This is a genomic window from Acidimicrobiia bacterium (genome assembly GCA_035651955.1).
Classification (GTDB): Bacteria; Actinomycetota; Acidimicrobiia; order IMCC26256; family JAMXLJ01; genus JAMXLJ01.
Map to the genome: position 1 here is coordinate 1 of DASRES010000035.1, position 24,608 is coordinate 24,608.

Sequence of the window (24,608 nt, forward strand, 5' to 3'; positions counted from 1 at the left end):
TGCTCGCCGGCCGCTACCCGTCCGACGAGTTCGCGGAGCTCCGGCCGCGCGTCGTGTGGGACCGCGTCCAGGGTCGCGTGCGCGGCCGCGAGGGTGCGCAGCGCATCGCGGTGACGAACGCGGGGACGATCCCCGACCGTGGCCTGTTCGGCGTGTTCCTCCCCGACGGGACACGCGTCGGCGAGCTCGACGAGGAGATGGTCTACGAGAGCCGTCCGGGCGAGACGTTCACGCTCGGCGCGTCGACGTGGCGCATCGACCAGATCACCCACGACCGCGTCGTCGTGCTCCCCGCGCCGGGAGAGCCGGGCAAGATGCCGTTCTGGCACGGCGACCGGCCCGGCCGACCGCTCGAGCTCGGCCGCGCCCTCGGCGCGGTCGTGCGCGAGCTGCGCGACATGCCCGAGCCGCGCGCGACGGCGCGCCTGCGCGACGAGTTCGGCCTCGACGAGTGGGCCGCGGGCAACCTCGTCGGATACCTCGCCGAGCAGGGCGCGGCGACGGGCGTCGTACCCGACGACCGGACGATCGTCGTCGAGCGCTTCCCCGACGAGATCGGCGACTGGCGCATGTGCGTCCTCACGCCGTTCGGATCGCGTGTGCACGCGCCGTGGGCGCTCGCGCTGGAGACGCGCCTGACGGAGCGGCTCGGTGTCGACGTGCAGGTGCTGTGGAGCGACGACGGCATCGTCGTCCGGCTCCCCGAGGCCGTCGAGTCGATCCCGCTCGACGCGCTCACGATCGACCCCGAGGACGTGGAGGAGCTCGTCGTCGCCCGCCTGCCCGGGACCGCGCTGTTCGCGTCGCGCTTCCGGGAAGCCGCGGGCCGCGCGCTGCTGCTGCCCCGTCGCCGTCCCGACCGGCGGACCCCGCTGTGGCAGCAGCGCCAGCGCGCCGCGGGGCTGCTGGAGGTCGCGTCGCGCCACCCGTCGTTCCCGATCCTGCTGGAGACGACGCGCGAATGCCTGCGCGACGTCTTCGACCTTCCCGCGCTGCGCGAGGTCCTGAGCGACGTGCGGTCGCGACGGGTCCGCGTCGTTCCCGTCGAGACGCGCCAGGCGTCGCCGTTCGCGCAATCCCTGCTGTTCGGGTGGATCGCCGCGTACATGTACGAGGGTGACGCGCCGCTCGCCGAACGGCGCGCCGCGGCACTCGCGCTCGACCGTGACCTCCTGCGGGACCTCCTCGGCGCCGACGAGCTGCGGGAGCTCATCGACCCCGAGGCGCTCGCCGACCTCGAGCTCGAGCTGCAACGACTCACCGACGGTCGCCGCGCGCGCGACGCCGACGAGCTGCACGACGTCCTGCGCGAGCTGGGCGACCTGAGCGTCGTCGACCTCGACGCACGGAGCACGGGCGACCCGAGCGCGTGGATCGACACGCTCCTCGCGCAACGACGCGCGATCCGGGTCCACGTCGCCGGCGAGGAGCGCATCGCGGCGGCCGAGGACGCGGCGCGCTATCGCGACGCGCTCGGCGCGGCCGTACCGCCGGGGCTACCGGTCGCGTTCACCGACCCGCAGCCGCACCCGCTGCGGTCGCTGCTCGGCCGGTACGCCCGCACGCACGCGCCGTTCACGACGAGCGACGCGGCCGCGCGGTTCGGCATCGACGTGACGCGAGTGCGCGACACGTTGGCCGAGCTCGCGCGCGACGGGCGGGTCGTCGAGGGGGAGTTCCGTCCCGGCGGGATGGAGCGGGAGTGGTGCGACGTCGGCGTGCTCCGCCGGCTCCGGCGGCGGTCGCTCGCCGCGCTCCGCAAGGAGATCGAGCCCGTCGACGCCGAGGTGCTCGCGCGCTTCCTCCCGCGGTGGCAGGGCGTCGGCGCGCGCCGTCACGGTGTGGATGCGCTCGTCGACGCGATCGGCGTCGTCCAGGGTGCGCCGATCCCGGCGTCGTCGCTCGAGGCCGACGTGCTCGCGGCGCGCGTCGAGGGCTACCGGCCGTCGATGCTCGACGAGCTCGTGGCCGCCGGCGAGATCGTCTGGGCGGGCGCCGGTGCGATCGGCGCCGACGACGGCCGCGTCGTGCTCGCGTTCCGCGACCGTGCGGCGCTCCTGTTGCCGCAGCCAGCAACCGAGCCGCCCGACGGTCCCGTGCACGACGCGATCCGCGCCCAGCTCGGTCGCGCGGGTGCGTCGTTCTGGCTCGACATCGTGGCCGCCGTCGGCAACGCGACCGAGGTCACCGACGAACGCGTCGTCCTGGCCGCGTTGTGGGACCTCGCGTGGGCCGGCGAGATCACGAACGACGGGTTCGCCGCACTCCGGGCCGTGCTCGGCCGCAAGCCGCGCACGTCGGCCGCACGCCCGCGACCGGGACGCCTGATGCGCATCGGACCGCCGGCCGGCGCGGGGCGCTGGTCGCTCGTCGCACCGCTGCGCGCCGCGCCCGGCACGGCGAACGAGCCGTCGCCGACCGAGCGCGTCCACGCGGTCGCGCTCCAGCTCCTCGAACGGCACGGCGTGCTCACGCGCGAGGGCGTCCGCGCCGAGGGCGTGCCGGGTGGGTTCGCGGCCGTGTACCCGGTGCTGCGCGCGCTCGAGGAGGGCGGCCGCATCCGGCGCGGGTACTTCGTCGCCGGGCTCGGCGCCGCCCAGTTCGCGCTGCCGGGCGCGGTGGACCGTCTCCGCGCGCTGCGCGACGAGCCGCGTGCGCCGGAGCCGCTCGACCCCGACACGTTCGAGGCCGATCCGTTCGACCCGTTCGCACCCGACGACGAGCACCGCCCCGCGGCCGAGACCGTCGTGCTCGCGGCGACCGATCCCGCGCAGCCCTACGGCGCGGCCCTCGCCTGGCCCGACGTCGTCGAGGGCGCGACGAGGCCGACGCGCAGCGCCGGCGCGTTCGTCGTGCTCCGCGCCGGCGCGCCGATCGCGCACCTCGATCGGAGCGGCCGGTCGGTGACGACGATGGGCGCCGGATCGACGGAACCCGCGACGTGGGTCGACGCCCTCGCCCGGCTCGTGAAGGACGGCCGGCTCCGGCAGCTCGAGATCCAGCGCGTCGACGGCACGGCCGTACGCGAGTCCCCGGCCGCCGATCCGCTGCGCCAGGCCGGGTTCCGTGACGGCTACCGGGGCCTCGTCCTCCGGGCCTGACCCCGAAGATGCGGCACTGACGGACGCAATGCGTCAGTGAGTGCCGCATCTTGGGGCGACGTGGCTCGCCTGAGCCCTTCATGACGGGGCGTCGCGGCCGATGAGGACCTGGTGTTGTCTCGTCGCGCGCCGTCGCCGTGGATCTTCCTGGCGGTCAGCCTGCTCGTGGTGGCTGCGGACCAGGTGCTCCCGGGGGCCTGGATGCCCCCGCTGATCGACGCGCTCGGCATCGCGGCCGTCGCGGCCGTCTTCCTCGGCATCCAGCGCAACCGTCCCGCGTGTGCCGCGGCGTGGCGGCTGCTCGGTGTGGGTACCGGCCTGCTCGTCGCCGGTGACCTCGTCTGGGACGTCGCCGGGCTGAAGCTCGGCATCCCCGGCCCCGAGAACACCGCGGCGTCGGTCCTCTACCTGGTCGGCTACCCGTTCCTCGTCGCGGCAGTCCTGCTGCTCGGCCGGGCCCGGACGCCCGCGCGCCGCGGGCGCACCATCGCGGACGGCATCGTCGTCGCGGCGACCGCGCTCGTCCCGTGCTGGCAGCTCTGGATCGGGCCGACGATCCACCACCTGCACGGCCCGATCCTCGACCGCGCCGCGTCCGTCGCCTACCCGATGCTCGACGTCGCGCTCATCGGCGCGGTCGCCAGCGTCCTGTGCACAGCCCGCTTCCGGGACACCAGCCTCTGGCTCGTGCTCGGCGGGATGGGCGCGACGCTCGTGGCCGACGTCTGCTACCTGACGGCCCTGCGTTCGGGCGGCGGGTCGGGGACGAACTGGTACGACTCCCTCTGGACGATCGGCTACGTGCTCGTCGGCGTCGCCGCGCTCCACCCGTCGATGGCCGACGTCGGGCGGCACGCAGGAGCCGACGACGCGCGCTTCGATCGCGCGCGGGTCGCGCTCATCGGATCCGCGCTGTTCGTCGCGCCGGTGCTCGTCCTCGTGGGATCGGCCGGCGGCTCCGACGTCTCACCGGTCGTGATCGCGGTGTCGATGACCGTGGTCGTCGCCGTGGTCGTGTGGCGGCTCGCGAGCCTCGCGGGCGACGCGGACCGCGCGTCGCGCGCGCTTCGTCAGAGCGAGCGACGCTTCCGCTCACTCGTCCAGCACGCGGCCGACGTGATCGTCGTGCTCGATCCCGACGGGACGGTCACGTACGTGAGCCCCGCGATCGAGGACACCCTCGGCATCCCGGCCGCGCAGCTCGTCGGTACCGACGTCGGTGACCTCCTCCACCCGGACGACCTCCCGCTGCTGACCGCCACGCTCGCGGCAGCCGCGTCGCACCCCGGGCGCGCGTACGTCGTCAGCGCGCGCGGCCGGCACGCGAACGGCACGTACCGCCACTTCGAGGGCTCGGTGACGGGTCACGTCGACGACGTCGACGTGCACGGCGTCGTGGTGAACGTGCGTGACGTCACGGAGCGCACGCAGATCGACGCGCTTCGGCATGCGGAGACGCGCCTCCTGGAGATGATGGCCCGCGGCGCCCCGCTCGACGACACGTTGCAGGCGCTCGTCGCGATCGTGGAGCCGCTGCTGTCGGGCGCGGTCTGCTCCGTCCGTCTCGTCGCGCCCGACGGGGCGCTCGGCCGCGTCGTTGCCCCGAACCTTCCCGGCGCGTATCTCGACGCCGTGCGCGACGTCCGTGTCCCCGTCGACCAGTTCCTCGGGAACGGCGACGGCCTGATGGTCACCGAGGACCTCGCCGTGACGGACGGGTGGGAGAGCGCGCATCGGCGCGCCGCGCTCGAGAACGGCCTGCGCGCGTACTGGGCGTTGCCGATCCGTTCGCCCGACGGCACCCGCGTGCTCGGGATGTTCTCGGTGTACCACCGCGAGCCGCACACGCCGGCCGACTCCGAGCGCGCGGTCGTCGGCCGGGCGACGCACCTCGCCGCGATCGCGTTCGACCGCGCGGACGCGGCCGACCGGCTCGGGTTCCTCGCGCTGCACGACCCGCTCACCGAGCTGCCGAACCGCACGCTCGTGGTCGACCGTCTCACCCAGGTGCTGCTACGCCTCGACCGCCGCCGGTCCACGACCGCGGTGCTGGTCCTCGACCTCGACCGCTTCACGGTGATCAACGACAGCTTCGGTCACGACGCGGGCGACGAGCTGCTCGTCGCGGTCGCGAACCGGCTCGTCGAGACCGTCCGGCCCGGTGACACCGTGGGGCGTCTCGGCGGCGACGAGTTCGTCATCGTGTGCGAGGACGCCGGCGACGACGAAGGTGCGGAGGCGATCGCGGAGCGTCTCGCGCACGCGGTCGCCGAGCCCGTGTCGATCGCGCGTGGCGACGTCGTCGTGACGGCGAGCGTCGGCATCGCGATCTCCCGCAGCACGTCCGACCGGGCCGACGGTCTCCTGCGCGACGCCGACGCCGCGCTCTACCGCGCGAAGGCGAAGGGCGGCGCCCGTCACGAGCTGTTCGACGAGGCGATGCACACGAGCGCGGTCGTCCGGTTGCTGACCGAGCGCGCGCTCAGGCGCGCCATCGACCACGACGAGCTGCGCGTCTGGTACCAGCCGCAGATCGACATCGCGACGCGCGAGACCGTCGCGGTCGAGGCGTTGGTCCGGTGGCAGCACCCCGTGCGCGGGATCGTCGGGCCGAACGAGTTCATCGACGTCGCCGAGGAGACCGGGCTCATCGTCCCGATCGGTGCGTGGGTGCTGGACCAGGCGTGCGCGCAGACGGCAGCCTGGCGCGGGCCGACGTCGCTCGGCCGCCCGCGCACCGTGTCGGTGAACCTCTCCGCGCGGCAGCTCGCCCGTCCCGATCTCCCCGCCCGGATCGCCGCGATCCTGCGGGAACGGGGCACCGACCCGCAGACGGTGTGCCTCGAGATCACGGAGAGCGTGCTGCTCGACGACCTCGAGTCGACGGCCGACGCCGTGCGCGCGCTGAAGGACCTCGGCCTCCGCCTCGCGATCGACGACTTCGGCACCGGGTACTCGTCGCTCGCGTACCTGAAGCGCTTCTCGTTCGACGAGCTGAAGATCGACCGGTCGTTCGTCGACGGCGTCGGCGAGGACGAGACGGACGACGCGATCGTCGCCGCGACGATCGACCTCGCGCACGCGCTCGGGCTCGTGGTCGCGGCGGAGGGCATCGAGACCGAGGCCCAGTTCGAACGGCTCGCCGAGCTCGGCTGCGACCTCGTGCAGGGCTACCTGTTCGCGCGCCCGCAGCCGGCGTCCGCGCTCACCGAGTTCGCCGCCGGCCGCTGGAACCGCCGCATCGCGTGACCCGCCGCGACGACGTTCTGTGAAGCGTCATGCACACGACGTGTGTCTGAGGCTTCACAGAATCTCCGGGGGTACCCTCGATCGCATGCCCGAGGGCGACACGATCCATCGCGTCGCGAGCAACCTGCGGGCCGCGCTCGCAGGCCGTCGCGTGACACGCTTCGAGGTACGCGGCCGCGGCGCGGCGCGCGTCGAACGACCCGCTCGCGGCGCGACCGTCGACGCCGTCGAGGCACGAGGCAAGCACCTGCTCGTCACGATCGGTGGCGTCGTGCTGCACACGCACCTCGGCATGCACGGCTCGTGGCACGTCTACCGGACGGGTGAGCGCTGGCGACGGCCCGGGACGCAGGCGCGTGTCGTGATCGACGTCGAGGGCGGCACGACTGCCGTGTGCTTCGCCGCGCCCGTCGTCGAGACGGCGCGCGCCGGCGCACCGGTGCGCGCGGTCGACGACCTCGGTCCCGACCTGTGCGCGCCCGATGCCGACGTCGATGCCGCAATGGTGCGCCTCGCAACACTCGATCCACGCACCGAGATCGGCGTCGCGCTGCTCGACCAGCGCGTCGCGGCGGGGATCGGGAACGTCTACAAGAGCGAGGTGTGCTTCGTGTGCGGCGTCGATCCCAACGCGCCGCTGTCGTCGCTCGACGAGGTGACACGGCGCGCGCTGTTCGACACCGCCGCCCGCCTGCTGCGGACGAACCTCGCGACCGCGCGCCGTCAGACGTACGCCGGCGGCCTCGCGGTCTACGGCCGTCGCGGCCGGCGATGTCCTCGCTGCGGGACGACGATCCGCTCGCGCCGGCAGGGTGAGCAGGCCCGCACGACCTACTGGTGCCCTTCCTGCCAACCGGGTGACCGGCGCGCCCACACGACGACCGCGCCCGCGACCGCGAGCACGCCGGCCGCCGCGAGCACCGACCAGGGCGCCCCTTCGGCGCCCGCCGACAGCACGATCGTCGCGGCGACCAACGCGGGCAGCCCGACGCGCACGCCGAGGCGCGCGTAGTCCCACGCGCCGAGCGCGAGGCCGCCGCGCCGTACGGCGTCGAGCCAGAGCAGGCTCGCCAGCGAACCCGTCACGAGCAACGTCGGCCCCGCGTTCACGCCGAGCAGCAGCGGCCAGACCAGCGCGCTGCCGCGCGGGAGGCGGGCGAGGCCGACGAGCAGCGCCGGGAGGTTGTCGACCACGTTCGCGCCGAGCGCGGCAACGCCCGTCACCCGCGCCGTCGCGAGCGGGCCCGAGCCGCGCAGCAAGCCGTCGAACGAGACGTGGGCGACGGCCGCGCCGGCCAACACCGCGAGCGCGGCCGCCACGAGCGCGGTCCCCCACGGCACCGCGTCGACGGGCACGTAACGGCAGCGCACGAGCAACGCGACGTCCGCGACCGCGACGACCATCCACGGCTGCACGCCGAGCGGCGGCCCGACGACGAACCCGACGAGCAGGAACGCGACGACGATGCCACCCGTGACGAGCGCGGCCGGATCGGCGACCGCACCGGCACTCGCGTCGACGCTCGGCGCCACGCCCGAGGCCCCGTACGCGTGGCGGTAGCACCACCAGGCGACCACGAGCGCGACCACGCTCGGCAGCCCGAGATGCGCGGCGAAGTCACCGGCACCGAACCGCCCGTGCCCCGCGACGATCAGGTTCGTGAGGTTCGACACCGGAAGGAACGACGACGCGAGGCACGCGAGCAGGACGGGTTGCAGCGCGAGGACGACGGGATCGAGCCCGCTCCGACGTGCCGTGCGGATCGCGAGCGGCGTCAACAGCACGACGGCGGCGTCGAGGTTCAGCACCGCGACGGTCACGATCCCGAGCAGCCACATGCCGCCGACCACGTGCCGGCGGCTCGCCGCGATCGCGGCGACGCTCTCGAAGAAGCCCACGCGGTCGAGCAGCGCGGCGAGCGGGACCGCGAGCAGCAGGAACGCGAGCGGTTCGACGAGTGGGTCGAGCGAGCGCCGCGCGCCGTGCAGGTCGACGATCCCGACGACGAGCGCGACCAACACGGCGACGAGCGGGGCGAGCCACGTCGGGACGCGCCACGGCCGCGTGATCGCGCCGGCCACCCCGGCGCCGAGGAGCACGAACCCACCGACGGCCACGGTCCGAGTCTTCCCCGAGCGTCACGCGCCACGAGCGACGGCCGCGATCCCGCGCAGCTCGCCCTCGTCGTCGCACCAGGTCTCGACCGCCCCGAACTGCGCGTGCGCGAGCGTCGCGGTGACCGCGACGTCCTGGTCGCCGCCGATCTCGACGAGCAGCGTTCCGCCCGGACGTAGCAGGCGTGCCGCGGTGGCGACCACCCGGCGGGCGACGTCGAGCCCGTCGACACCGCCGTCCACCGCGGCCCTCGGCTCATGGCGGCGCACGTCCGCAGCGAGGAGACGGGTCGCGCCGGTGGGCACGTACGGTGGCACCGCCGTCACGATGTCGAACGCCTGCCCACGCAACGGGACGTCCTCGACGTCGGCCACGACCACCGGGACCCCGTTGACGTGCGCGCACCTCGCCGCGCGCACGTCCACGTCCACGCCGACGACATGCGCGCGGCTCACGCGATCCCGGATGTGCGCGGCGATCGCGCCGCTCCCGGTGCAGAGGTCGGCCACCCGACCGCCGCGGGGCGTCGCGGTCACCGCGCGCCTCGCCAGCTCCTCGGTCTGCACACGCGGGACGTACACGCCGGGAGCGACGCGCACCTCGCGACCGCAGAACCGCATCCGTCCCGTGATCCACGCGAGCGGCTCGCCGTGCTCCCGTCGGCACACCCACGCGTCGAGCGTGCGCTCGTCGGGCGCGTGCGCGAGGAGCTCGCCCGCCTCCTCCACCGCCGCGACACACCCCGCGGCCGCCAACCGCCCCACCACCTCGTTCATGCGTCGTTCGTCGTCGCAGAGCAACGCCAAGCGACGCATGAACGCCGAACTACCCGCCGCTGACGTCCTGGGGGCGGGCCTTGCCCGCGCCGATCCACGGCATCATCGACCGCAGCCGGTCGCCGACCTCCTCGATCGGGTGCTCGGCCGCCTTGCGGCGCAACGCGTTGAACACCGGGCGGCCGGCCTGGTTCTCGAGGATCCACTCGTTCGCGAAGCGGCCGGTCTGGATCTCGTCGAGGATGCGGCGCATCTCGGCGCGTGTCTCGTCGGTGACGATGCGCGGCCCGCGCGTCATGTCGCCGTACTCGGCGGTGTCGGAGATCGAGTACCGCATGTTCGCGATCCCGCCCTCGTAGATGAGGTCGACGATCAGCTTCACCTCGTGCAGCGTCTCGAAGTACGCCGACTCCGGCTGGTAGCCCGCGTTCACGAGCGTCTCGAAGCTGGACTTGATCAGCTCGACGAGCCCGCCGCACAGCACGACCTGCTCGCCGAACAGGTCCGTCTCGGTCTCCTCCTGGAACGTCGTGTCGAGCACGCCGGCGCGCGTCGCGCCGATGCCGCGCGCGTACGCGAGCGCCGTCTGCTTCGCCTTGCCACTCTCGTCCGCGTGCACCGCGACGAGCGCGGGAACGCCACCGCCGTCCTCGAACGTCCGGCGCACGAGATGGCCGGGTCCCTTCGGCGCGATCATCCACACGTCGACGCCCTTCGGCGGGCGGATCTGCCCGAAGTGGATGTTGAAGCCGTGGGCGAAGGCAAGTGAGTCGCGCTCTTGGAGGTTCGGCGCGATGTCGCGCTCGTACACCGACGCCTGCTCGGTGTCGGGGAGCAGCACCATGATCACGTCCGCCTCGCGGCACGCGTCCGCCGTCGTGCAGACGCGCAGTCCCGCGGCCTCGGCCTTTGCCCACGACGACGACCCGTCGCGTAGACCGACGCGCACGTCGACGCCCGAGTCGCGCAGGTTCAGCGCGTGCGCGTGGCCCTGCGAGCCGTAGCCGAGGACCGCGACCTTCCGTCCGTTGAGGAGACCGGCGTCGGCATCGTCGTCGTAGTAGATCGTCGCGGGCATCACGCGCTCCTGGGAGAACCGGGGTTCGAGGCGAGAGAGAAGGCTACGCGGCCGACGTCGCGCGCCCCAACGCGGCCGTCAGCGAGTCCGTGTCGGTGCGGACCATGCGGTGCACGTTGAGGTCGAGCGTCGACCCGGGCAGCGAGAGCGTCAGCTTGCCCCACAGCGAGCCGGGCGCGTACCGCTCGACCCGCACCTCGCCGCGCGGGTACGCGGCGTCGATCGTCTTCGGCCGGCCCGTCCACTTGGAGCATCGCAGGAGCAGCAGCCGCCGACCGGTGAGCACGGGCGCATAGACGCGCACGGCGAAGAAGACCATGCACGCCAACGGACCGAACACGGGGCTCGGCCCCGTCTGCGCGGTCGGCACGACGACCTCGACGTTCTCGCCCGCCTCGAGCTGGGGCATCACGAACCCCGCGATCCGCTCGCGCCGCTTGTCCAGCATCGGCATGCCGTCGACCTCCGTGCCGCGCCGAACGCTACGCGGTGCGTGTGCGCACGGCGCGCAGCCGGCCGGGCTGGCGCGCGAGGCGCGGCAACGCGATGCGACCGGTCCGCTGCAGCTCGAGGATCCCGAACGGTGCGAGCAGGTCCGACATCGCGTCGAGCCGCGCGGGCGACCCGGCGACCATGATCGTCATGGCGTCGAACCCGACGTCCACGATGCGGGCTTCGAAGATCGAGGCGAGCTCGGTGACCTGCGAGCGCGTCTCCGGTCCGGCCTTCACCGTCGCGAGCATCAGCTCGCGCTCGACGCCCTCGTCCGGGCCCAGCTCCACGATCTTGATGACGGGGATCAGCTTGTTGAGCTGCTTCGTGATCTGCTCGATCGGCGACGACTCGGCGTCGACCACGACCGTCATCCGGCTGAAGCGCTCGTCCTCGGTGGGCGACACCGCGAGCGAGTAGATGTTGTAGCCGCGGCGCGAGAACAAGCCGGCGACGCGCGACAGGACGCCGAACTTGTTCTCGACGAGCACCGTGAGGATGTGGTGCCGCGCCGTCTCTTCGCGCGCGCTCACGACTATCGCCCCCCTTCGCCGAACTCGGGGCCGAGGATGACGTTGTCGTTCGTGTCGCCCGCCGCGACCATCGGGTACACCTTCTCGCGGTAGTCGGTGCGGAAGTCGATGACGACGGGACGGTCGTCGATCTCGTTCGCCTTCTCGATCGTCGGCACGACGTCCTCCGGCGTGTCGACGCGCATGCCGACGCACCCCATCGCCTCGGCCCACTTCACGTAGTCGGGAAGGTCGGGCGAGAGGTAGACCTCGCTGTAGCGCTCCTCGTAGAACAGCTCCTGCCACTGACGGACCATGCCGAGGTACGCGTTGTTGAGGATCGCGACCTTCACGGGGATGCGCTCGGCACTCGCGGTGACGAGCTCCTGCGCGGTCATCTGGAAGCAGCCGTCACCGTCGACCGCCCACACCATCCGCTCGGGCTTGCCGACCTTCGCCCCGATCGCGGCCGGGACCGCGAAGCCCATGGTGCCGAGCCCGCCGGAGTTGACCCACGTGTAGGGGTGCTCGAAGCGCCAGTACTGGCTCGTCCACATCTGGTGCTGACCGACGCCCGCGACGACGATCGTGTCGTCCGGCGTGTGGTCGCGCAGCGCCTCCACGCAGTACTGCGGCTTGATCGTGCCGCCCTCGGGCTGCTCGTACCGGAGCGGGTACTGCGCGCGCCACTCGTCGATCTGACGGTCCCAGTCGGCCAGATCGGGCTTGCCGTGCTTCGCCTGCTCGGCGCGCAGCGCCTTCACGAGCTCCTCGACGACGAGCCGCGCGTCGCCGACGATCGGCACGTCGGGGCGTCGCACCTTGCCGAGCTCGGCTGGGTCGACGTCGACGTGGATGACCTTCGCCTCGGGCGCGAACGCGCTCACCTTGCCGGTGACGCGGTCGTCGAAGCGCGCCCCGAGCGCGATCAACAGGTCGGCGCGCTGCATCGCGGTGATCGCGGTGTAGTTGCCGTGCATGCCCGGCATGGCGAGGCACAGCGGATGGCTGTCCGGGAACGCGCCGCGCGCCATGAGCGTCGTCACGACGTGCACGTCGGCGAGCTCGGCGAGCGCGCGCAGCGCCTCGGCCGCGCGGGCCTTGAGGATGCCGCCACCCGCGTAGATCACCGGACGCCGCGCGCTGTTGATGAGCCGCGCCGCCTCCTTGATCTGCTTCGCGTGGCCCTTCGTGTTGGGCTTGTAGCCCGGCAGCTCGACCGACTCGGGCCAGTACCAGTCCATCGCCGCGTTGGCGACGTCCTTCGGCACGTCGACGAGCACGGGACCGGGGCGGCCGGTCGTCGCGACGTGGAACGCCTCGCGGACGATGCGCGGGATGTCGGCCGCGTCCGTCACCAGCCAGTTGTGCTTCGTGACGGGCATCGTGATCCCCACCGTGTCCGCCTCCTGGAACGCGTCCGTCCCGATCGACGTGTACGCGACCTGTCCGGTGATGACGACGAGCGGGATCGAGTCCATGTACGCGTCGCACAGCGGCGTGACGATGTTCGTCGCGGCGGGACCGCTCGTGACCATCGCGACGCCGGGCCGGCCGGTCGCGTGCGCATACCCCTCGGCCATGTGGCCCGCGCCCTGCTCGTGCCGCACGAGGACGTGCCGGATCGACGACTCGATGAGCGGGTCGTAGACCGGCAGGATCGCGCCCCCGGGAAGGCCGAACATCACCTCGACGCCTTGCATCTCGAGGCTCTTGATGAGGGCTTGGGCTCCGGTCAGCTTCATGGGGGTTCCTCTTCGTCGGGGCGGTCGACGTGTGCGGGCAGAAAAAACCCCCCGCCGTGGCGAGGGGTCGGTGAGCGCACGCGCGAGACAGGCGGCGTGCGCTAGGTGACTACCAGGATGCTGGTCGGGAGGACGAGGGTGCGCGGCGACATCAAGGGTTCATTCTGCCAGATCGAGCGGGGTCCCGACAACATCGTTCCGTTCAGGCGGGCGTCGTCACGCTGACGTGGTTCAGCACGAACCAGCGCGACACCCACGGCAGCGAAGAGTGCAGGTTCCGGCTCCACGCGGAGAAGTTGTGGCCCTCGTCGTTGTGGATCCGCAGCGTGACCGGGACGTGGCGCTCCAGGAGGATCCGGTACGCGAGCTTGCTCTGGTACACCGACGCGGTGTCGGTGCTGCCCGCGTCGAGGTACACGCCGAACGGTTGCTGGATGGGGATCGTCGCGAGGTACGCGCTCGGTGCGTTCGCGTAGAGCGCGGCCTTGTTCCTGAACAAGTTGCCCGTGTAGCCGTTGCGTGCCGGTGCGAGATACCCGGAGTGCGACACCGCGGCCGAGAACACGTCCTGGTGCCGCAGCGCGAGGTTCAGCGCGCAGTAGCCACCGCTCGACAGGCCGCCGATGACGCGCGCGTTGCGGTCGCCGAGCGTGCGGAACCAGCGGTCGATGTAGCGAGGTACGTCGTACGTCAGGTACGTCTGCACCTGCGGACCGCCCGGGATGTCCTGACACTCCGTGTCCCGGCTGTAGCCGCCGTTGACATCGGGCATGACGACGATGAACGGCTGGATGCGGTGCTCCTGGAGGAGGTCGTCCATCGTGACGTCGAGGTGCCCGCCGCGCAGCCAGTCCACCGAGATCCCGGGCGATCCGTGCAGGAGGTACAGCACCGGGAAGCGCGCGTGCGCGTTCGCGGGATCGAAGTACTGCGGCGGGAGGTAGACGTACGTGTCGCGCGCCGGGATGCCCGACAGCGAGCCGGCGACCTCGACCTTCTGGACCGCGCCGTGCGTCATCTTCGACGTGCCCGTCGCGGCGACCACGTTGGCGTCGTTGCCGACGTGCGTCGCCGCGCCGCCCGTCGCGCCGCGCGGTGCCTGCACGGTCGGCGGTGCCGAGACGAGGTCGGGAGAGACGTCGCCCGACAGCGCCGCGAACGACGGGATGTACTGGTACTGCCGGTTCAACCCCACCGCGGTCGCGAGCACGCCGAGCAGCAGGCAGGTGACGATCGCCCAACCGCGCAGCAGCATGGCGCGCGCGTTGCTGATGACGGGGAGCCCGCGCCGGCGCCTCCGCAGCCGCAGGACGTCGAGCACCGCCCACGCGAGGAGCGGGACGATCGCCAGCGCGATCAGGAATGCGTAGAACCAGGTCGCGACCAGCATCAGCGGGTGCGCACTGGCTCTGCTTCCGCCGCGTGCTTCCGGTTCCGGCCCGGGCGCGCCGGCACGGGCCGCGTCCCGCCACCGTGGTCGTCGTCGCGGTCGCCGTGGTCACGGCCGACGGGCGCGTCGCCCACGCAGGTCGCGCAGCCGTCGTTGCGGTTGCGGTCGAACGGGAGGAACGCCTCCGCGCTCAACGCCGCGATCGCGACCGGCGCGAGGTCGCCCGCGGAGCGGTAGACGAGGTACCGCGGGATCCACCGCGGGTGGAACTTCGCGTTGAAGTAGTAGAGGGACTCGATCTGGAAGTACGGGTTGAGCTTCTTGATCACCCAGGCCTCGGCCGCCTGGAACCGCGACAGCTCGGCACCCTCTTCGATGATCCCCTTGAACGCCGCGAAGTTCAGCGACACCTCCTCCACGCCGTTCTCGCGCGCCCAGCCGACGGCGTCGACGATCATCCGCTCGTTGACGCCGTTCGGCCCGACCGTGTCACGCCGCATCGCGTCGAGCGAGAGCCCGCGACCGCCGCGGCACGGCACGTAGCGCTGAAACGCGATCGGCGCTCCGCTCGCGTCGCGGCACACGAGCACGACGCAGTCGCGGTCGCGGCCCGTCAGCAGCTCGTCGAGCGCCATCGAGAAGCCGCGCTCCGGCGCGCCGGCGCGGTGACGATCCGAGATCCCGACAAGCGCACGGCGGAGCGTCGGGTCGAGGTCGCCCTCCCGGTGCACCTCGGTCGTGATGCCGAAGTTCCTCGTGCGGTTCGCGGCCTGTCGTACCGGGCGCATCGCGCGCCCCTCGAGCGTGAACGACGCGACGTCGATGACGGCCTCGTCGCCCAGGTACTGCGCGCGCAGGCCCGCGCCCTCGTACATCGGGAGGCGGTCTCCACGCGCGCCGATGACGGCGGGCCGCCAACCCTTGCGATCGCAGTGCTCGACGAAGTGCGCGAGCGCGTCGGGGAACGACTCGGCCGCGCCGACCGGGTCGCCGGACGCGAGGCCGACCCCGTTGACGTACCGGTACGCGACCGCGGCGCGCTGGTCGGACGAGAACACGTAGCGCTTGTCGTGGCGCAGGGCGAACGGATCGAGCGTGTCGCCGTCGGCCCGGTCGGCGAGGACGCGCACGCGCTCGAGGTCGGCGTGGTGGCCGACGGTCAGCTCGGCGACGGGCGCCAGCGCGAGCAGCACGATCGCGGCGACGCTCAGCGCACCGACGATCGTGATGGTCGGCGGGAACCAGTGCCCGAAGCCGCCGGCGACGTGCAACGGACCGGTCATGCCGACGAGCCGCGCGCCGACCTCGTGCAGCGCGCGCGGCAACGTAGGCGTCGGGTGGATCCGGCTCCTGCGGATCGCCAGGCCGACCAGCCCGTACGCGAAGTCGATCCCGATGACGAGCGGGACGACCTTCGCGAGCGTGCGCCAGCGCGCGTGCGGGACGGGCGAGTCGAACAGCCACCGGCACCGCCACAGCACCGCGGCGACCAACAGCGCGGCGATCGCCTCCTCGACGTCGAGGCCCTTGAGGACGTGCGTGACGGCGGAGACGCCGAGCAGCACGAGCGCCGCGTAGTAGGCGAGCCGGCGACGGTGCGCGAGGCCTCGACCGAGGAGGACGAGCCCGATGCCGAGGATCGCGGTCGCGCCCTGCGCCGCGCCCGTCATCGCGGGCGTCAGCACCTCGTGGAGCACGTGCATGCGGTGACGCAGCTCGGGCGTGAGCGCGGAGATCAGGTTGACGAAGCCGACGAGGGCGACCAGCAGTCCGAGCGCGCGCGCCTCGTTGCGTGCGGAGAGGTCGAAGCGGCCGACGAGCCTGCGTCGCTCGGTCCGCCGCGTGCGCTGTTCTTCTCGTGCTGCGACCGCCATCGCCTCTACCTTCGCCGTCCCCGCGTGTGCGGGGCCGCCGCCGCGCCACGCATCGTGCATCGGCCGCGATGAGAGCAACATGAACCGATTTCCCGGAACGTGACGGGACGTTGGTCCCTTTTCGGACGGCTCGAGCGGCGCCGCGCGGCGCGACGCTGCGCCACCCGGCGCTACGCGGGCCGGCGCGGGAGCGACAGGCAGACGGACGCGCCGTGCCCGGTGTTCGTCGCGGTCGCGCGGCCGCCGTGTGCCTCCGCGATCGCGGCGACGATCGCGAGCCCCAGGCCGGCACCGGCGCGCGGCGCCGAGCCGTTGCCGGCGTGCCGCCCGTCGCCGGTCGCCTCGTGCGTGAACCGCTCGAACGCGCGCGGCAGCAGCTCGGGCGGGAAACCCGGTCCGTCGTCCACGACCTCGACCGACGCGACGTCGTCGTGCGCGCTGATCCGCACGACGACCTCCTGGCGCGCGACGCGCAGCGCGTTCTGGACGAGGTTCGTCAGCGCGCGCTCGAGCCCGCCCTCGTCACCGCGCACGATCGCTTCGCCGTCGACGCGCACGTCGACACCGTGCGCGCCGCCCGCCCGTTCGACCCCGTCTACCGCGCGGCGCGCGACGTCCGCGAGGTCGACCTCGGGCCACGACGCGGGCGCGGCCGCGCGCGTGCGCGCGAGGACGAGGAGGTTCCGTGCGAGGTGGTCGAGCCGGTCGATCTCCTCGATGAGCGAGTCGATCGCGATCCCGGCCTCGCTCCCGTCGTCGACGGACATCCGGGCCAGCTCCGCCTCGCCGCGCGCGATCGAGATCGGTGTGCGCAGCTCGTGGCTGGCGTCGTCGAGGAAGGCGCGCTCGTGCGCGACCGATCGCTCGATGCGGGCGAGCAGCGCGTTCAGCCGGCGCGCGAGCTCGGCGAGCTCCTCGCCCCCCGTGGGAATCGACAGCCGCCGTTCGGGCCCCGTACCGGTGCCGCTCGCGACCTGCGCGGCCGAGATGGCGTCGGCCTCCTCGACCATCGACCGCACCGGTGCGAGCGCGCCGCCGGCGAGGAACCAGCCGCCGGTCGCGACGATGATCGCCAGGATCGGCAGGCCCACGGCGAGCGTCAGCTCGAGTCGCTGCTCGGCGCGCGTCGTGTCGTCGAGCGACGTCCCGACCACGACGACGACGTGTTGCGCGCCCAGCTGCCCGGGGCCCGCGAGCAGGCGCGCGCGCTGCGCCTTCGGCGGGATCGACCGCACGAACGTGCGACGGTGCTGCATCGCGGTCGCGAGCTGGGTCTCGGTGAGGACGGGACTCCTGCGCAGGACGCGCGGCGCGGCGGCGAGGATGTTGCCGTCCGCGTCGATGACCTGCGCGAAGGACTCGGTGTCGGGCAGGAGCGGCGTGAACCCCGTCGCGTTCGTCGTGCTCGACACCTGCTTCTGCAATGCCGTGAACCGGCCGCTCAGCCCCTCGTCGAGCGACGCTCGGAGCTGGCTGCGGAACTCGAAGATCGCGACGACACCCGCGAGCACGCACAGCACGAGCGTCGCCGCGCCGAACACGAGGACGAGTCGCCCCTGGAGCGTGCGGGGCCGTCGCCGCAGGTGCTCGTCCACGCTCGCGTCAGACGCCGGGACGGTGCTTCCCCGCGGTCTCGACCGTGTGGCCCGACTCGGGTCGCCGCAACCGGTAGCCGACACCGCGGACGGTCTCGATCGACGAGCGCCCGAACGGGCGGTCGATCTTCTCGCGCAGGTAGCGCACGTACACGTCCACCACGTTCGAGGTCCCGTCGTACGCGAAGTCCCAGACGTGGTCGAGGATCTGCGTGCGCGACAGGACCTCGCCCTCGTGGCGCATGAACAGCTCGAGGAGCGAGAACTCCTTCGGGCTCAGGTCGATCGGCGCGCCGGCACGATGGACGGAGTGCGCGGCGGGGTCGAGCGTCAGGTCGCCGACCTCGAGCACCGACGGGCGCTCGCGCGCACCGCGCCGGGTCAGCGCGCGCAGGCGCGCGTAGAGCTCGGCGAACGAGAAGGGCTTGGCGAGGTAGTCGTCGGCGCCCGCGTCGAGACCGGCGACACGGTCGCTGACGCCGTCACGCGCGGTGAGCAGGAGGATCGGCGCCCACCGCCCGCGGGCGCGCAGCTCGCGGCAGACCTCGAAGCCGTTCGGCGGCGGGATCATCACGTCGAGGACGATCGCGTCGTACTGGTGCTCGGTCGCCATCCAGAGGCCGTCCTGGCCGGTCGAGGCGACGTCGACCGCGTACCCCTCGCGTTCGAGCGCCCGCCGTACGAGCGCAGCCATCTTCGTCTCGTCCTCGACGACCAGCACGCGCACGCCGGCATGGTACGGCGGCGACGCGCCGTTCCCCGCGTCGCCTCCAGCAAGCATCTCGGCCACTCCACCGCAGCGCTGGTGAGAGCACCGTGAGCCGGTGCTGAGAGATGTCCCTGCCCCGGGTCACGTCTGGTGCAACGGACACGAATACGTGGTCCGGCCGCCGACCGTCCGCCGTTGCAGCGGAGCGCCGTCCCTCGGGCACAGCCCGCCGGGGACGCGGGCCTCCATCAGGTCGCCGGTGTGCGAACCGCCCCGGCGGCCCAGCACGCGGACGACCGTGCGGATCGAGCGTTGCAACACGCGCCGTTCGTCGCCGTCGAGCGAGCCGGCCGGGCGGGCCGGGTCGAGCGCGGCGCGCCACAACACCTCGTCGACGAGCAGGTTGCCGAGTCCCGCGACGCGCGCCTGGTCCATGAGGATTGCCTTGAGCGGCGCGCGGCTGCGGTCGAGCGCGCGGTCGAGCTGCGCGCGCGTGAGCGTCATCGCGTCGGGTCCGAGCCGGTCCTCGTCCGGGTCGAGCTCGACTGCGCCGAGCCGGCGCGGGTCGCGCAGCGCCAGCCCGCCGCCGTCGACGAAGTGCACGCGGAACCGGTACCACTCGGGCCGGTCGTCGTTGCTCGTGTACAGCAGCGGATCACCGGCCGCGGCACCATCGATGACGACGCGGCCGCTCATCCCGAGATGCAGGCCGAGCACGGGACCGTCGCCGCTCGTGTCGAGCATCAGGAGCTTGCCGCGGCGACGCGCGCGGGTGAACACGCGCCCGGGAAGGGCGGTGTCGAGCGCGTCCGCGGTGAGACCGCGCTTCAGGTACCACGCGTCCTGCGCGTCGACATGCGAGACGAGGCGGTCGAGCGCGCGCTCCTCGATGAGCCGGCGCGCCGCCTCCACCTCGAGGATCTCCGGCACGCGTGCGCGCTACAGGTTCGTGATCGCGCCCTTGTCCGCGCCCTGCGCGAGTCGCGCGTACTTGGCGAGGAACCCGCTCGTGTAGCGCGGGTCGATGGGCTTCCACGTCGCCTTGCGGCGAGCGAGCTCTGCGTCGTCGACGAGCACGTCGATCGTGTGCGACTGCGCGTCGATCACGATGCGATCGCCGTCGGCGACGAGTGCGATCGGGCCGCCGTCGACCGCCTCGGGCGCGACGTGCCCGACGCAGAAGCCGTGCGTTCCCCCCGAGAAGCGGCCGTCCGTGACGAGCGCCGCGTCACCGCCGCGACCGGCGCCCTTCATCGCGCCGGTCACCGCGAGCATCTCCCGCATCCCGGGGCCGCCCTTCGGGCCCTCGTAGCGGATCACGACGACGTCACCCGCGTCGATCCGTCCGCCGAGGATCGCGTCCATCGCCGCGTCCTCGCCGTCGAAGACGCGCGCGACACCCTCGAACCGCAGCTGGTCGAGCCCCGCGACCTTCACGACCGCGCCGTTCGGCGCGAGCGACCCCGTCAGCACGGCGATGCCGCCCTGGGCGTGGATCGGCGCGTCGAGCGGGTGGACGACGTCGCCGTCGGGCTTCGGCGGGTCGAGCTCGGCGAGGTTCTCGGCCATGGTCCTGCCCGTCACGGTCAGCGCGTCGCCGTGGAGGAGTCCCGCGTCGAGCAGCTCGCGCATGACGACGGGGACGCCGCCGATGCGGTCGATGTCGAACATGTGGTACTTGCCGTGCGGCTTCGTGTCGGCGATGTGCGGGACGCGCGCGCCGATGCGGTTGAAGTCGTCCAGCTCGAGCTCGACGCGCGCCTCGTTCGCGATCGCGAGGAGATGCAGCACCGCGTTCGTGGAGCCACCGAGCGCCATCGTCACCGCGATCGCGTTCTCGAACGCGTCCTTGGTCATGATCTGGCGGGGCCGGATGCCCGACTCGAGCAGCCGCATGACGGCGCGGCCGCTGTCGTAGGCGAAGTCGTCCCGACGACGGTCGACCGCGGGCGGGCTCGCGCTGCCCGGCAGCGACATGCCGAGCGCCTCCCCGATCGATGCCATCGTGTTCGCGGTGAACATGCCCGCGCAGCTGCCCTCGGTCGGGCACGCGCGCCGCTCGATCTCGCCGAGCTCGTTCTCGGTGATCGTGCCGGCCGCGCACGCGCCGACCGCTTCGAACACGCTCACGATGTCGAGCGCCTGGTCCTTCCACCGGCCGGGGAGGATCGACCCGCCGTAGAGGAACACCGACGGGAGGTTCAGGCGAGCGGCGGCCATCAACATGCCGGGCAGGCTCTTGTCACAGCCGGCGAACGTGACGAGCGCGTCGAAGCGCTCCGCGTGCATCACGCACTCGACGGAGTCGGCGATGATCTCGCGGCTCACGAGCGACCCGCGCATCCCCTCGTGCCCCATCGAGATGCCGTCGCTCACCGCGATCGTGACGAACTCGATCGGGAAGCCGCCCGCCGCGCGCACGCCGTCCTTGGCGCGCTTCGCGAGACGATCGAGCGGGAGGTTGCACGGCGTGACCTCGTTCCAGCTCGACGCGACGCCGACCTGGGCCTTGCCCCAGTCGTCGTCCCCCATGCCGACGGCTCGCAGCATCGCCCGGGCCGGGGCGCGCTCCATACCGTCCGTGACCTCGTGACTGCGGGGCTTCACATCGCTCATGCTCGTCCGCTCCTGGCCCTGCGGGCCGGGCCGCTCGGGCCACGCTCGCTGCTCGGCGGGATGCCCGCCTCCCGACGCTCGCTCATGCTCGTGAAGCGTAGACGGGTCCGCTCGCTGGTCTTCCGGGTAGGTTCCGCGCGATGACCGACTACGGGATGCTCTACGGCGCGACACGCGAGCGGGTCGGTTCGCTCGTGCGCGACCTCGACGACGCGACCGCAGCGACGCCCGTCCCCGCGTGCCCGGGGTGGACGGTGCACGACGTCGTCGCGCACCTCGCCGGCACCGTGACCGACGTCCTCGCGGGCAAGCTCGACGGCGTCGGCAGCGACGCGTGGACCCGCGCGCAGGTCGCCGCACGACGTGACGTGCCGATCCGCGACCTCGTCGACGAGTGGAACGAGGGCGGCCCGCAGTTCGAGGACGGGCTGCGTGCGATCGGCGGCGCGATGGCCGCGACCGCCGTGTCCGACGCGTTCCAGCACGAGCAGGACGTCCGCAGCGCGATCGACCGCCAGGGCGGGCGCGACGTCGACGTGATCCTGACGGTCGTCGAGTCGTACGTTCCCGGGCTGGCGCGGCGCATCGGTGGGGCGGGCCTCGGTCCCCTGCGCGTCGAGGCCGGGTCGCACGGCTACACGGCGGGCGACGGGGAGCCCGTCGCGACCGTTCGCGCGGAGCCGTTCGAGCTGGCGCGCGCACTGGGCGGACGCCGCACCGTGGACGAGATCCGCGCGCTCGCCTGGGACGGTGACGCCGCCGCGTACGCGCCGCTCTTCTCCACCTACGGCACGCCGACGACCTCCATCGGCGAACGTTGACGCCGGGCCAGATCGCTCATTGAGGGATCCCCGTGGCCTGGCGGTAGTCACCTGTCAACGAAGCGCGATCCAACGCCGAACGGACGTGCGCGACGAAGTCGTCCGGCCGCTTGCGCACCTCGTCCCAGGTCACCGGGACGACGCGCCATCCCGCGGCGACGAGACGCGCCGTGCGGGCGCGGTCGTCGACGAACGCCCGCCGACCGGCGTGGAACGCGTAGCCGTCGGCTTCGACGGCAACGAAGGCGTCCGGCCAGGCGAAGTCGAGCCGGAACGATCGTCCGTCGATCGTGACGGCGTGCTGCCTGACGGGCCGCGGAAGACCACTCCGAAGAAGCACGCGCCAGACCGCCCCCTCCAGTGCGGACTCGAGCGCCGCGGCGCCTCTGCCGCGCTCCTCGAGCAGGCGACGAAGCACGGCGACGCCGGCGCGCCCCGTCCTGCCGAGCTCGCGGACGCGCCACTCGACGAACGCGCACGTCGTCAGCTGCTTCCGGAGCGCGTCGTCGAGCGCGGTCTCGAGCACGGTCGCGTCGACCGAACCGGCGAGGTCGACGAGTGTGCGCGCCACCGTGGTGACGGGAATGCCGTGCACCACGTCGCGATCGACTGCCGGAAGCGTCTTCGTCCGATGGACGACGACCGCGGGATGCCGCCGCGTGCACTCGTACGGCACCGTGATGTCGACGCGGCGCGTCACGACACCGTCGAGATTCCAGAGCACGGCCGCGGTCAGGTGTGAGACACGCGAGTCCTCGCCCGCCCACAGTGCCGCGGCGAGTGCAGCTTGGCGACCGCGCGTGGGCGCGCCCGCGATGCGGTACACGCCTGGCAGCATTCGGTCCCAGCGGCCTCGGGTGACGCGTGTCCGGATCGCGTTCGGCGTGAACCCGATCGCCACCGCTTGAGCAGCGCTCAGCAGGCCGTATTGCGAGCCCGCGATCGCGGCTGCGCGCGAGTCACGGCCTTCGTTGAGCGAATTCCGTTGCTCCGCGGTACTCATCGCTCAATGAAACAGCGGAGGTGCGACAGCGAACGACGGGCGCGGCCCGCGGCGGGCTACGAGCCCGAGAGCCGGTCGTCCAGGAGACGGTTGAGGACGGCAGGGTTGCCCTTGCCCTTCATCGCCTTCATCAGCTCGCCCATCAGGAAGCCACGCTTCTTCTTGCGGAGCTTGTCGTCGCCGGCGCGCCACTCGTCGACGACGGACTGGTTCGCGCGCAGCACGTCGTCGACCGCGGCCGCGAGCTCCGACTCGTCGCTCACCTGCGCGAGCCCGCGCTCCTCGACCACCTGCTTCGGTCGCTTCGGCTCCTTCAGGCACTCGTCGAGCACGTCCTTCGCCATCTTCCGCGAGAGCGTCCCGTCCGCGACGAGCGCGACGAGCTCGGCGAGGCCGTCGGGCGCGAGCGGGAGCGCGCCCGGCGCCAACCCGGTCTCGTTGAGGAACCCGAGCACCTCACCGGTCGCCCACTTCGTCACCTCGACGGGGTCGCCGCCCGCCGCGACCGCGCGCTGCGCGTACTCCGCGAGGCCGGGCACCTCGACCAGCACTCGCGCGTCCGCCTCGCTCAAGCCCCACTCGGTCACCAAGCGCGCCCGTAACGCGGACGGCAGCTCCGGGATCGACGCGCGAGCTCGTGCCCGCATCTCGTCGGTCGGCGCGACGGGTACGAGGTCCGGCTCGGGGAAGTAGCGGTAGTCGAACGCCTCTTCCTTCGAGCGCATCGAGTGCGTCCGGCCGTCTTCCTCGTCCCAGTGACGGGTCTCCTGCACGACGCGTCCGCCGGCGTCGAGCACCGACGTCTGGCGCTCGATCTCGTACTCGATCGCGCGCGCCAGCGACCGCAACGAGTTCATGTTCTTGATCTCGGTGCGCGTCCCGAGCTCCGACGCGCCCGACGGCCGCACCGACACGTTCGCGTCGACGCGCATGGAGCCCTCTTCCATCTTGACGTCCGACACGCCGATCGCCTCGAGCACCGCGCGCAGCTCGTTCACGTACGAACGCGCCTGCGACGCGCTCGTGATCTCCGGCTTGCTGACGATCTCCATGAGCGGCACGCCGGCGCGGTTGTAGTCGACGAGCGAGTACTCGGCGTCGTGGATACGGCCCCCGCCGCCGACGTGGATCGTCTTGCCGGTGTCCTCCTCCATGTGCGCGCGCACGATCCCGACACGCGCGCCGTCGACCTCCAGCCAACCCTCGACGCAGATCGGCTCGTCGTACTGGCTGATCTGGTAGTCCTTCGGCATGTCGGGATAGAAGTAGTTCTTGCGGTGGAAGATCGACGACGGCGGCACGTCGAAGTGCAACGCCTCGCCGATCCGCAGCGCGAACTCCACGACGCGCTCGTTCAACACCGGGAGCGAGCCGGGCAGCCCGAGGCACACCGGGCACACGTTCGTGTTCGGCTCCGCGCCGAACTCGTTCGGACACCCGCAGAACAGCTTCGTCGCGGTCGCGAGCTCGACGTGCACCTCGAGACCGATGACGGGCTCGTAGTCGGTGACCGCCATGTCAGACTCCCCCG

The 24,608-nt window shown here is 72.6% G+C and carries 16 protein-coding genes and 2 pseudogenes; 4 read left to right on the plus strand and 14 right to left on the minus strand.

What is annotated here, in order from left to right; all coding sequences use genetic code 11:
• The 3 genes and pseudogenes from VFC33_07950 to VFC33_07960 all read left to right on the plus strand — a co-directional run.
• Positions 1-3,101: DEAD/DEAH box helicase (locus VFC33_07950; GenBank protein ID HZR13168.1), on the plus strand; the 3,101-nt coding region annotated here is incomplete at its 5' end.
• 111 nt (positions 3,102-3,212) lie between these two features.
• A complete protein-coding gene (locus VFC33_07955; protein ID HZR13169.1) occupies positions 3,213-6,350 on the plus strand; it encodes an EAL domain-containing protein in 3,138 nt (1,045 codons plus the stop codon).
• 85 nt (positions 6,351-6,435) lie between these two features.
• Positions 6,436-7,053, plus strand: a pseudogene (locus tag VFC33_07960) (DNA-formamidopyrimidine glycosylase family protein).
• A gap of 128 nt (positions 7,054-7,181) precedes the next feature.
• On the opposite strand, the gene VFC33_07965 reads toward VFC33_07960, so the two are convergent.
• The 12 genes and pseudogenes from VFC33_07965 to ilvD form a co-directional block, all read right to left on the minus strand.
• Positions 7,182-8,468 (minus strand): SLC13 family permease, encoded by a 1,287-nt coding sequence (locus VFC33_07965; protein ID HZR13170.1) that lies wholly within the window; start codon positions 8,466-8,468, stop codon positions 7,182-7,184.
• A gap of 21 nt (positions 8,469-8,489) precedes the next feature.
• A complete protein-coding gene (locus tag VFC33_07970) occupies positions 8,490-9,242 on the minus strand; it encodes a HemK/PrmC family methyltransferase (protein ID HZR13171.1) in 753 nt (250 codons plus the stop codon).
• Between the two features lie 49 nt (positions 9,243-9,291).
• Positions 9,292-10,320: a ketol-acid reductoisomerase gene (gene ilvC / locus VFC33_07975; GenBank protein ID HZR13172.1), complete on the minus strand. Its 1,029-nt coding sequence runs from the start codon at positions 10,318-10,320 to the stop codon at positions 9,292-9,294.
• Positions 10,321-10,363: 43 nt separating this feature from the next.
• On the minus strand, positions 10,364-10,774 hold the full coding sequence (locus VFC33_07980; protein HZR13173.1) for a hypothetical protein: 411 nt from the start codon (positions 10,772-10,774) through the stop codon (positions 10,364-10,366).
• A 28-nt stretch (positions 10,775-10,802) separates the two neighbouring features.
• Positions 10,803-11,345: an acetolactate synthase small subunit gene (gene ilvN / locus VFC33_07985; protein HZR13174.1), complete on the minus strand. Its 543-nt coding sequence runs from the start codon at positions 11,343-11,345 to the stop codon at positions 10,803-10,805.
• 2 nt (positions 11,346-11,347) lie between these two features.
• Positions 11,348-13,102: pseudogene (locus VFC33_07990) on the minus strand (acetolactate synthase large subunit).
• A gap of 169 nt (positions 13,103-13,271) precedes the next feature.
• On the minus strand, positions 13,272-14,459 hold the full coding sequence (locus tag VFC33_07995; GenBank protein HZR13175.1) for an alpha/beta fold hydrolase: 1,188 nt from the start codon (positions 14,457-14,459) through the stop codon (positions 13,272-13,274).
• The gene (locus VFC33_08000) at positions 14,459-16,333 is read right to left on the minus strand and encodes a phosphatidylglycerol lysyltransferase domain-containing protein (GenBank protein ID HZR13176.1); all 1,875 of its coding nucleotides are present in this window, start codon (positions 16,331-16,333) and stop codon (positions 14,459-14,461) included. The genes VFC33_07995 and VFC33_08000 overlap by 1 nt, the downstream gene beginning before the upstream one ends.
• Positions 16,334-16,503: 170 nt before the next feature.
• Positions 16,504-17,928, minus strand: a complete 1,425-nt coding sequence (locus VFC33_08005) for an ATP-binding protein (protein ID HZR13177.1) — start codon at positions 17,926-17,928, stop codon at positions 16,504-16,506.
• 7 nt (positions 17,929-17,935) lie between these two features.
• On the minus strand, positions 17,936-18,655 hold the full coding sequence (locus VFC33_08010) for a response regulator transcription factor (protein ID HZR13178.1): 720 nt from the start codon (positions 18,653-18,655) through the stop codon (positions 17,936-17,938).
• 123 nt (positions 18,656-18,778) lie between these two features.
• The gene (locus tag VFC33_08015; GenBank protein ID HZR13179.1) at positions 18,779-19,567 is read right to left on the minus strand and encodes a DNA-formamidopyrimidine glycosylase family protein; all 789 of its coding nucleotides are present in this window, start codon (positions 19,565-19,567) and stop codon (positions 18,779-18,781) included.
• Positions 19,568-19,576: 9 nt separating this feature from the next.
• Positions 19,577-21,253: a dihydroxy-acid dehydratase gene (ilvD, locus tag VFC33_08020; protein HZR13180.1), complete on the minus strand. Its 1,677-nt coding sequence runs from the start codon at positions 21,251-21,253 to the stop codon at positions 19,577-19,579.
• Between the two features lie 140 nt (positions 21,254-21,393).
• Between ilvD and VFC33_08025 the strand changes: the two genes are divergently transcribed.
• Positions 21,394-22,074, plus strand: coding sequence for a maleylpyruvate isomerase family mycothiol-dependent enzyme (locus tag VFC33_08025; protein ID HZR13181.1), 681 nt, complete (start codon positions 21,394-21,396; stop codon positions 22,072-22,074).
• 16 nt (positions 22,075-22,090) lie between these two features.
• Here the strand turns inward: VFC33_08025 and VFC33_08030 are convergent, their stop codons facing one another.
• On the minus strand, positions 22,091-23,077 hold the full coding sequence (locus VFC33_08030) for a type IV toxin-antitoxin system AbiEi family antitoxin domain-containing protein (GenBank protein HZR13182.1): 987 nt from the start codon (positions 23,075-23,077) through the stop codon (positions 22,091-22,093).
• Positions 23,078-23,133: 56 nt separating this feature from the next.
• A complete protein-coding gene (gatB, locus tag VFC33_08035) occupies positions 23,134-24,594 on the minus strand; it encodes an Asp-tRNA(Asn)/Glu-tRNA(Gln) amidotransferase subunit GatB (GenBank protein HZR13183.1) in 1,461 nt (486 codons plus the stop codon).
• Between the last annotated feature and the right edge of the window lie 14 nt (positions 24,595-24,608).

Coding starts and splice junctions, on each gene's coding strand:
- VFC33_07970 (HZR13171.1), bottom strand. CDS start 9,242: ATGAACGAGGTGGTGGGGCGGTTGGCGGCCGCGGGGTGTGTCGCGGCG.
- ilvC (HZR13172.1), bottom strand. CDS start 10,320: ATGCCCGCGACGATCTACTACGACGACGATGCCGACGCCGGTCTCCTC.
- VFC33_07980 (HZR13173.1), bottom strand. CDS start 10,774: ATGCCGATGCTGGACAAGCGGCGCGAGCGGATCGCGGGGTTCGTGATG.
- VFC33_07995 (HZR13175.1), bottom strand. CDS start 14,459: ATGCTGGTCGCGACCTGGTTCTACGCATTCCTGATCGCGCTGGCGATC.
- VFC33_08000 (HZR13176.1), bottom strand. CDS start 16,333: ATGGCGGTCGCAGCACGAGAAGAACAGCGCACGCGGCGGACCGAGCGA.
- ilvD (HZR13180.1), bottom strand. CDS start 21,253: ATGAGCGATGTGAAGCCCCGCAGTCACGAGGTCACGGACGGTATGGAG.
- VFC33_08025 (HZR13181.1), top strand. CDS start 21,394: ATGACCGACTACGGGATGCTCTACGGCGCGACACGCGAGCGGGTCGGT.
- VFC33_08030 (HZR13182.1), bottom strand. CDS start 23,077: ATGAGTACCGCGGAGCAACGGAATTCGCTCAACGAAGGCCGTGACTCG.
- gatB (HZR13183.1), bottom strand. CDS start 24,594: ATGGCGGTCACCGACTACGAGCCCGTCATCGGTCTCGAGGTGCACGTC.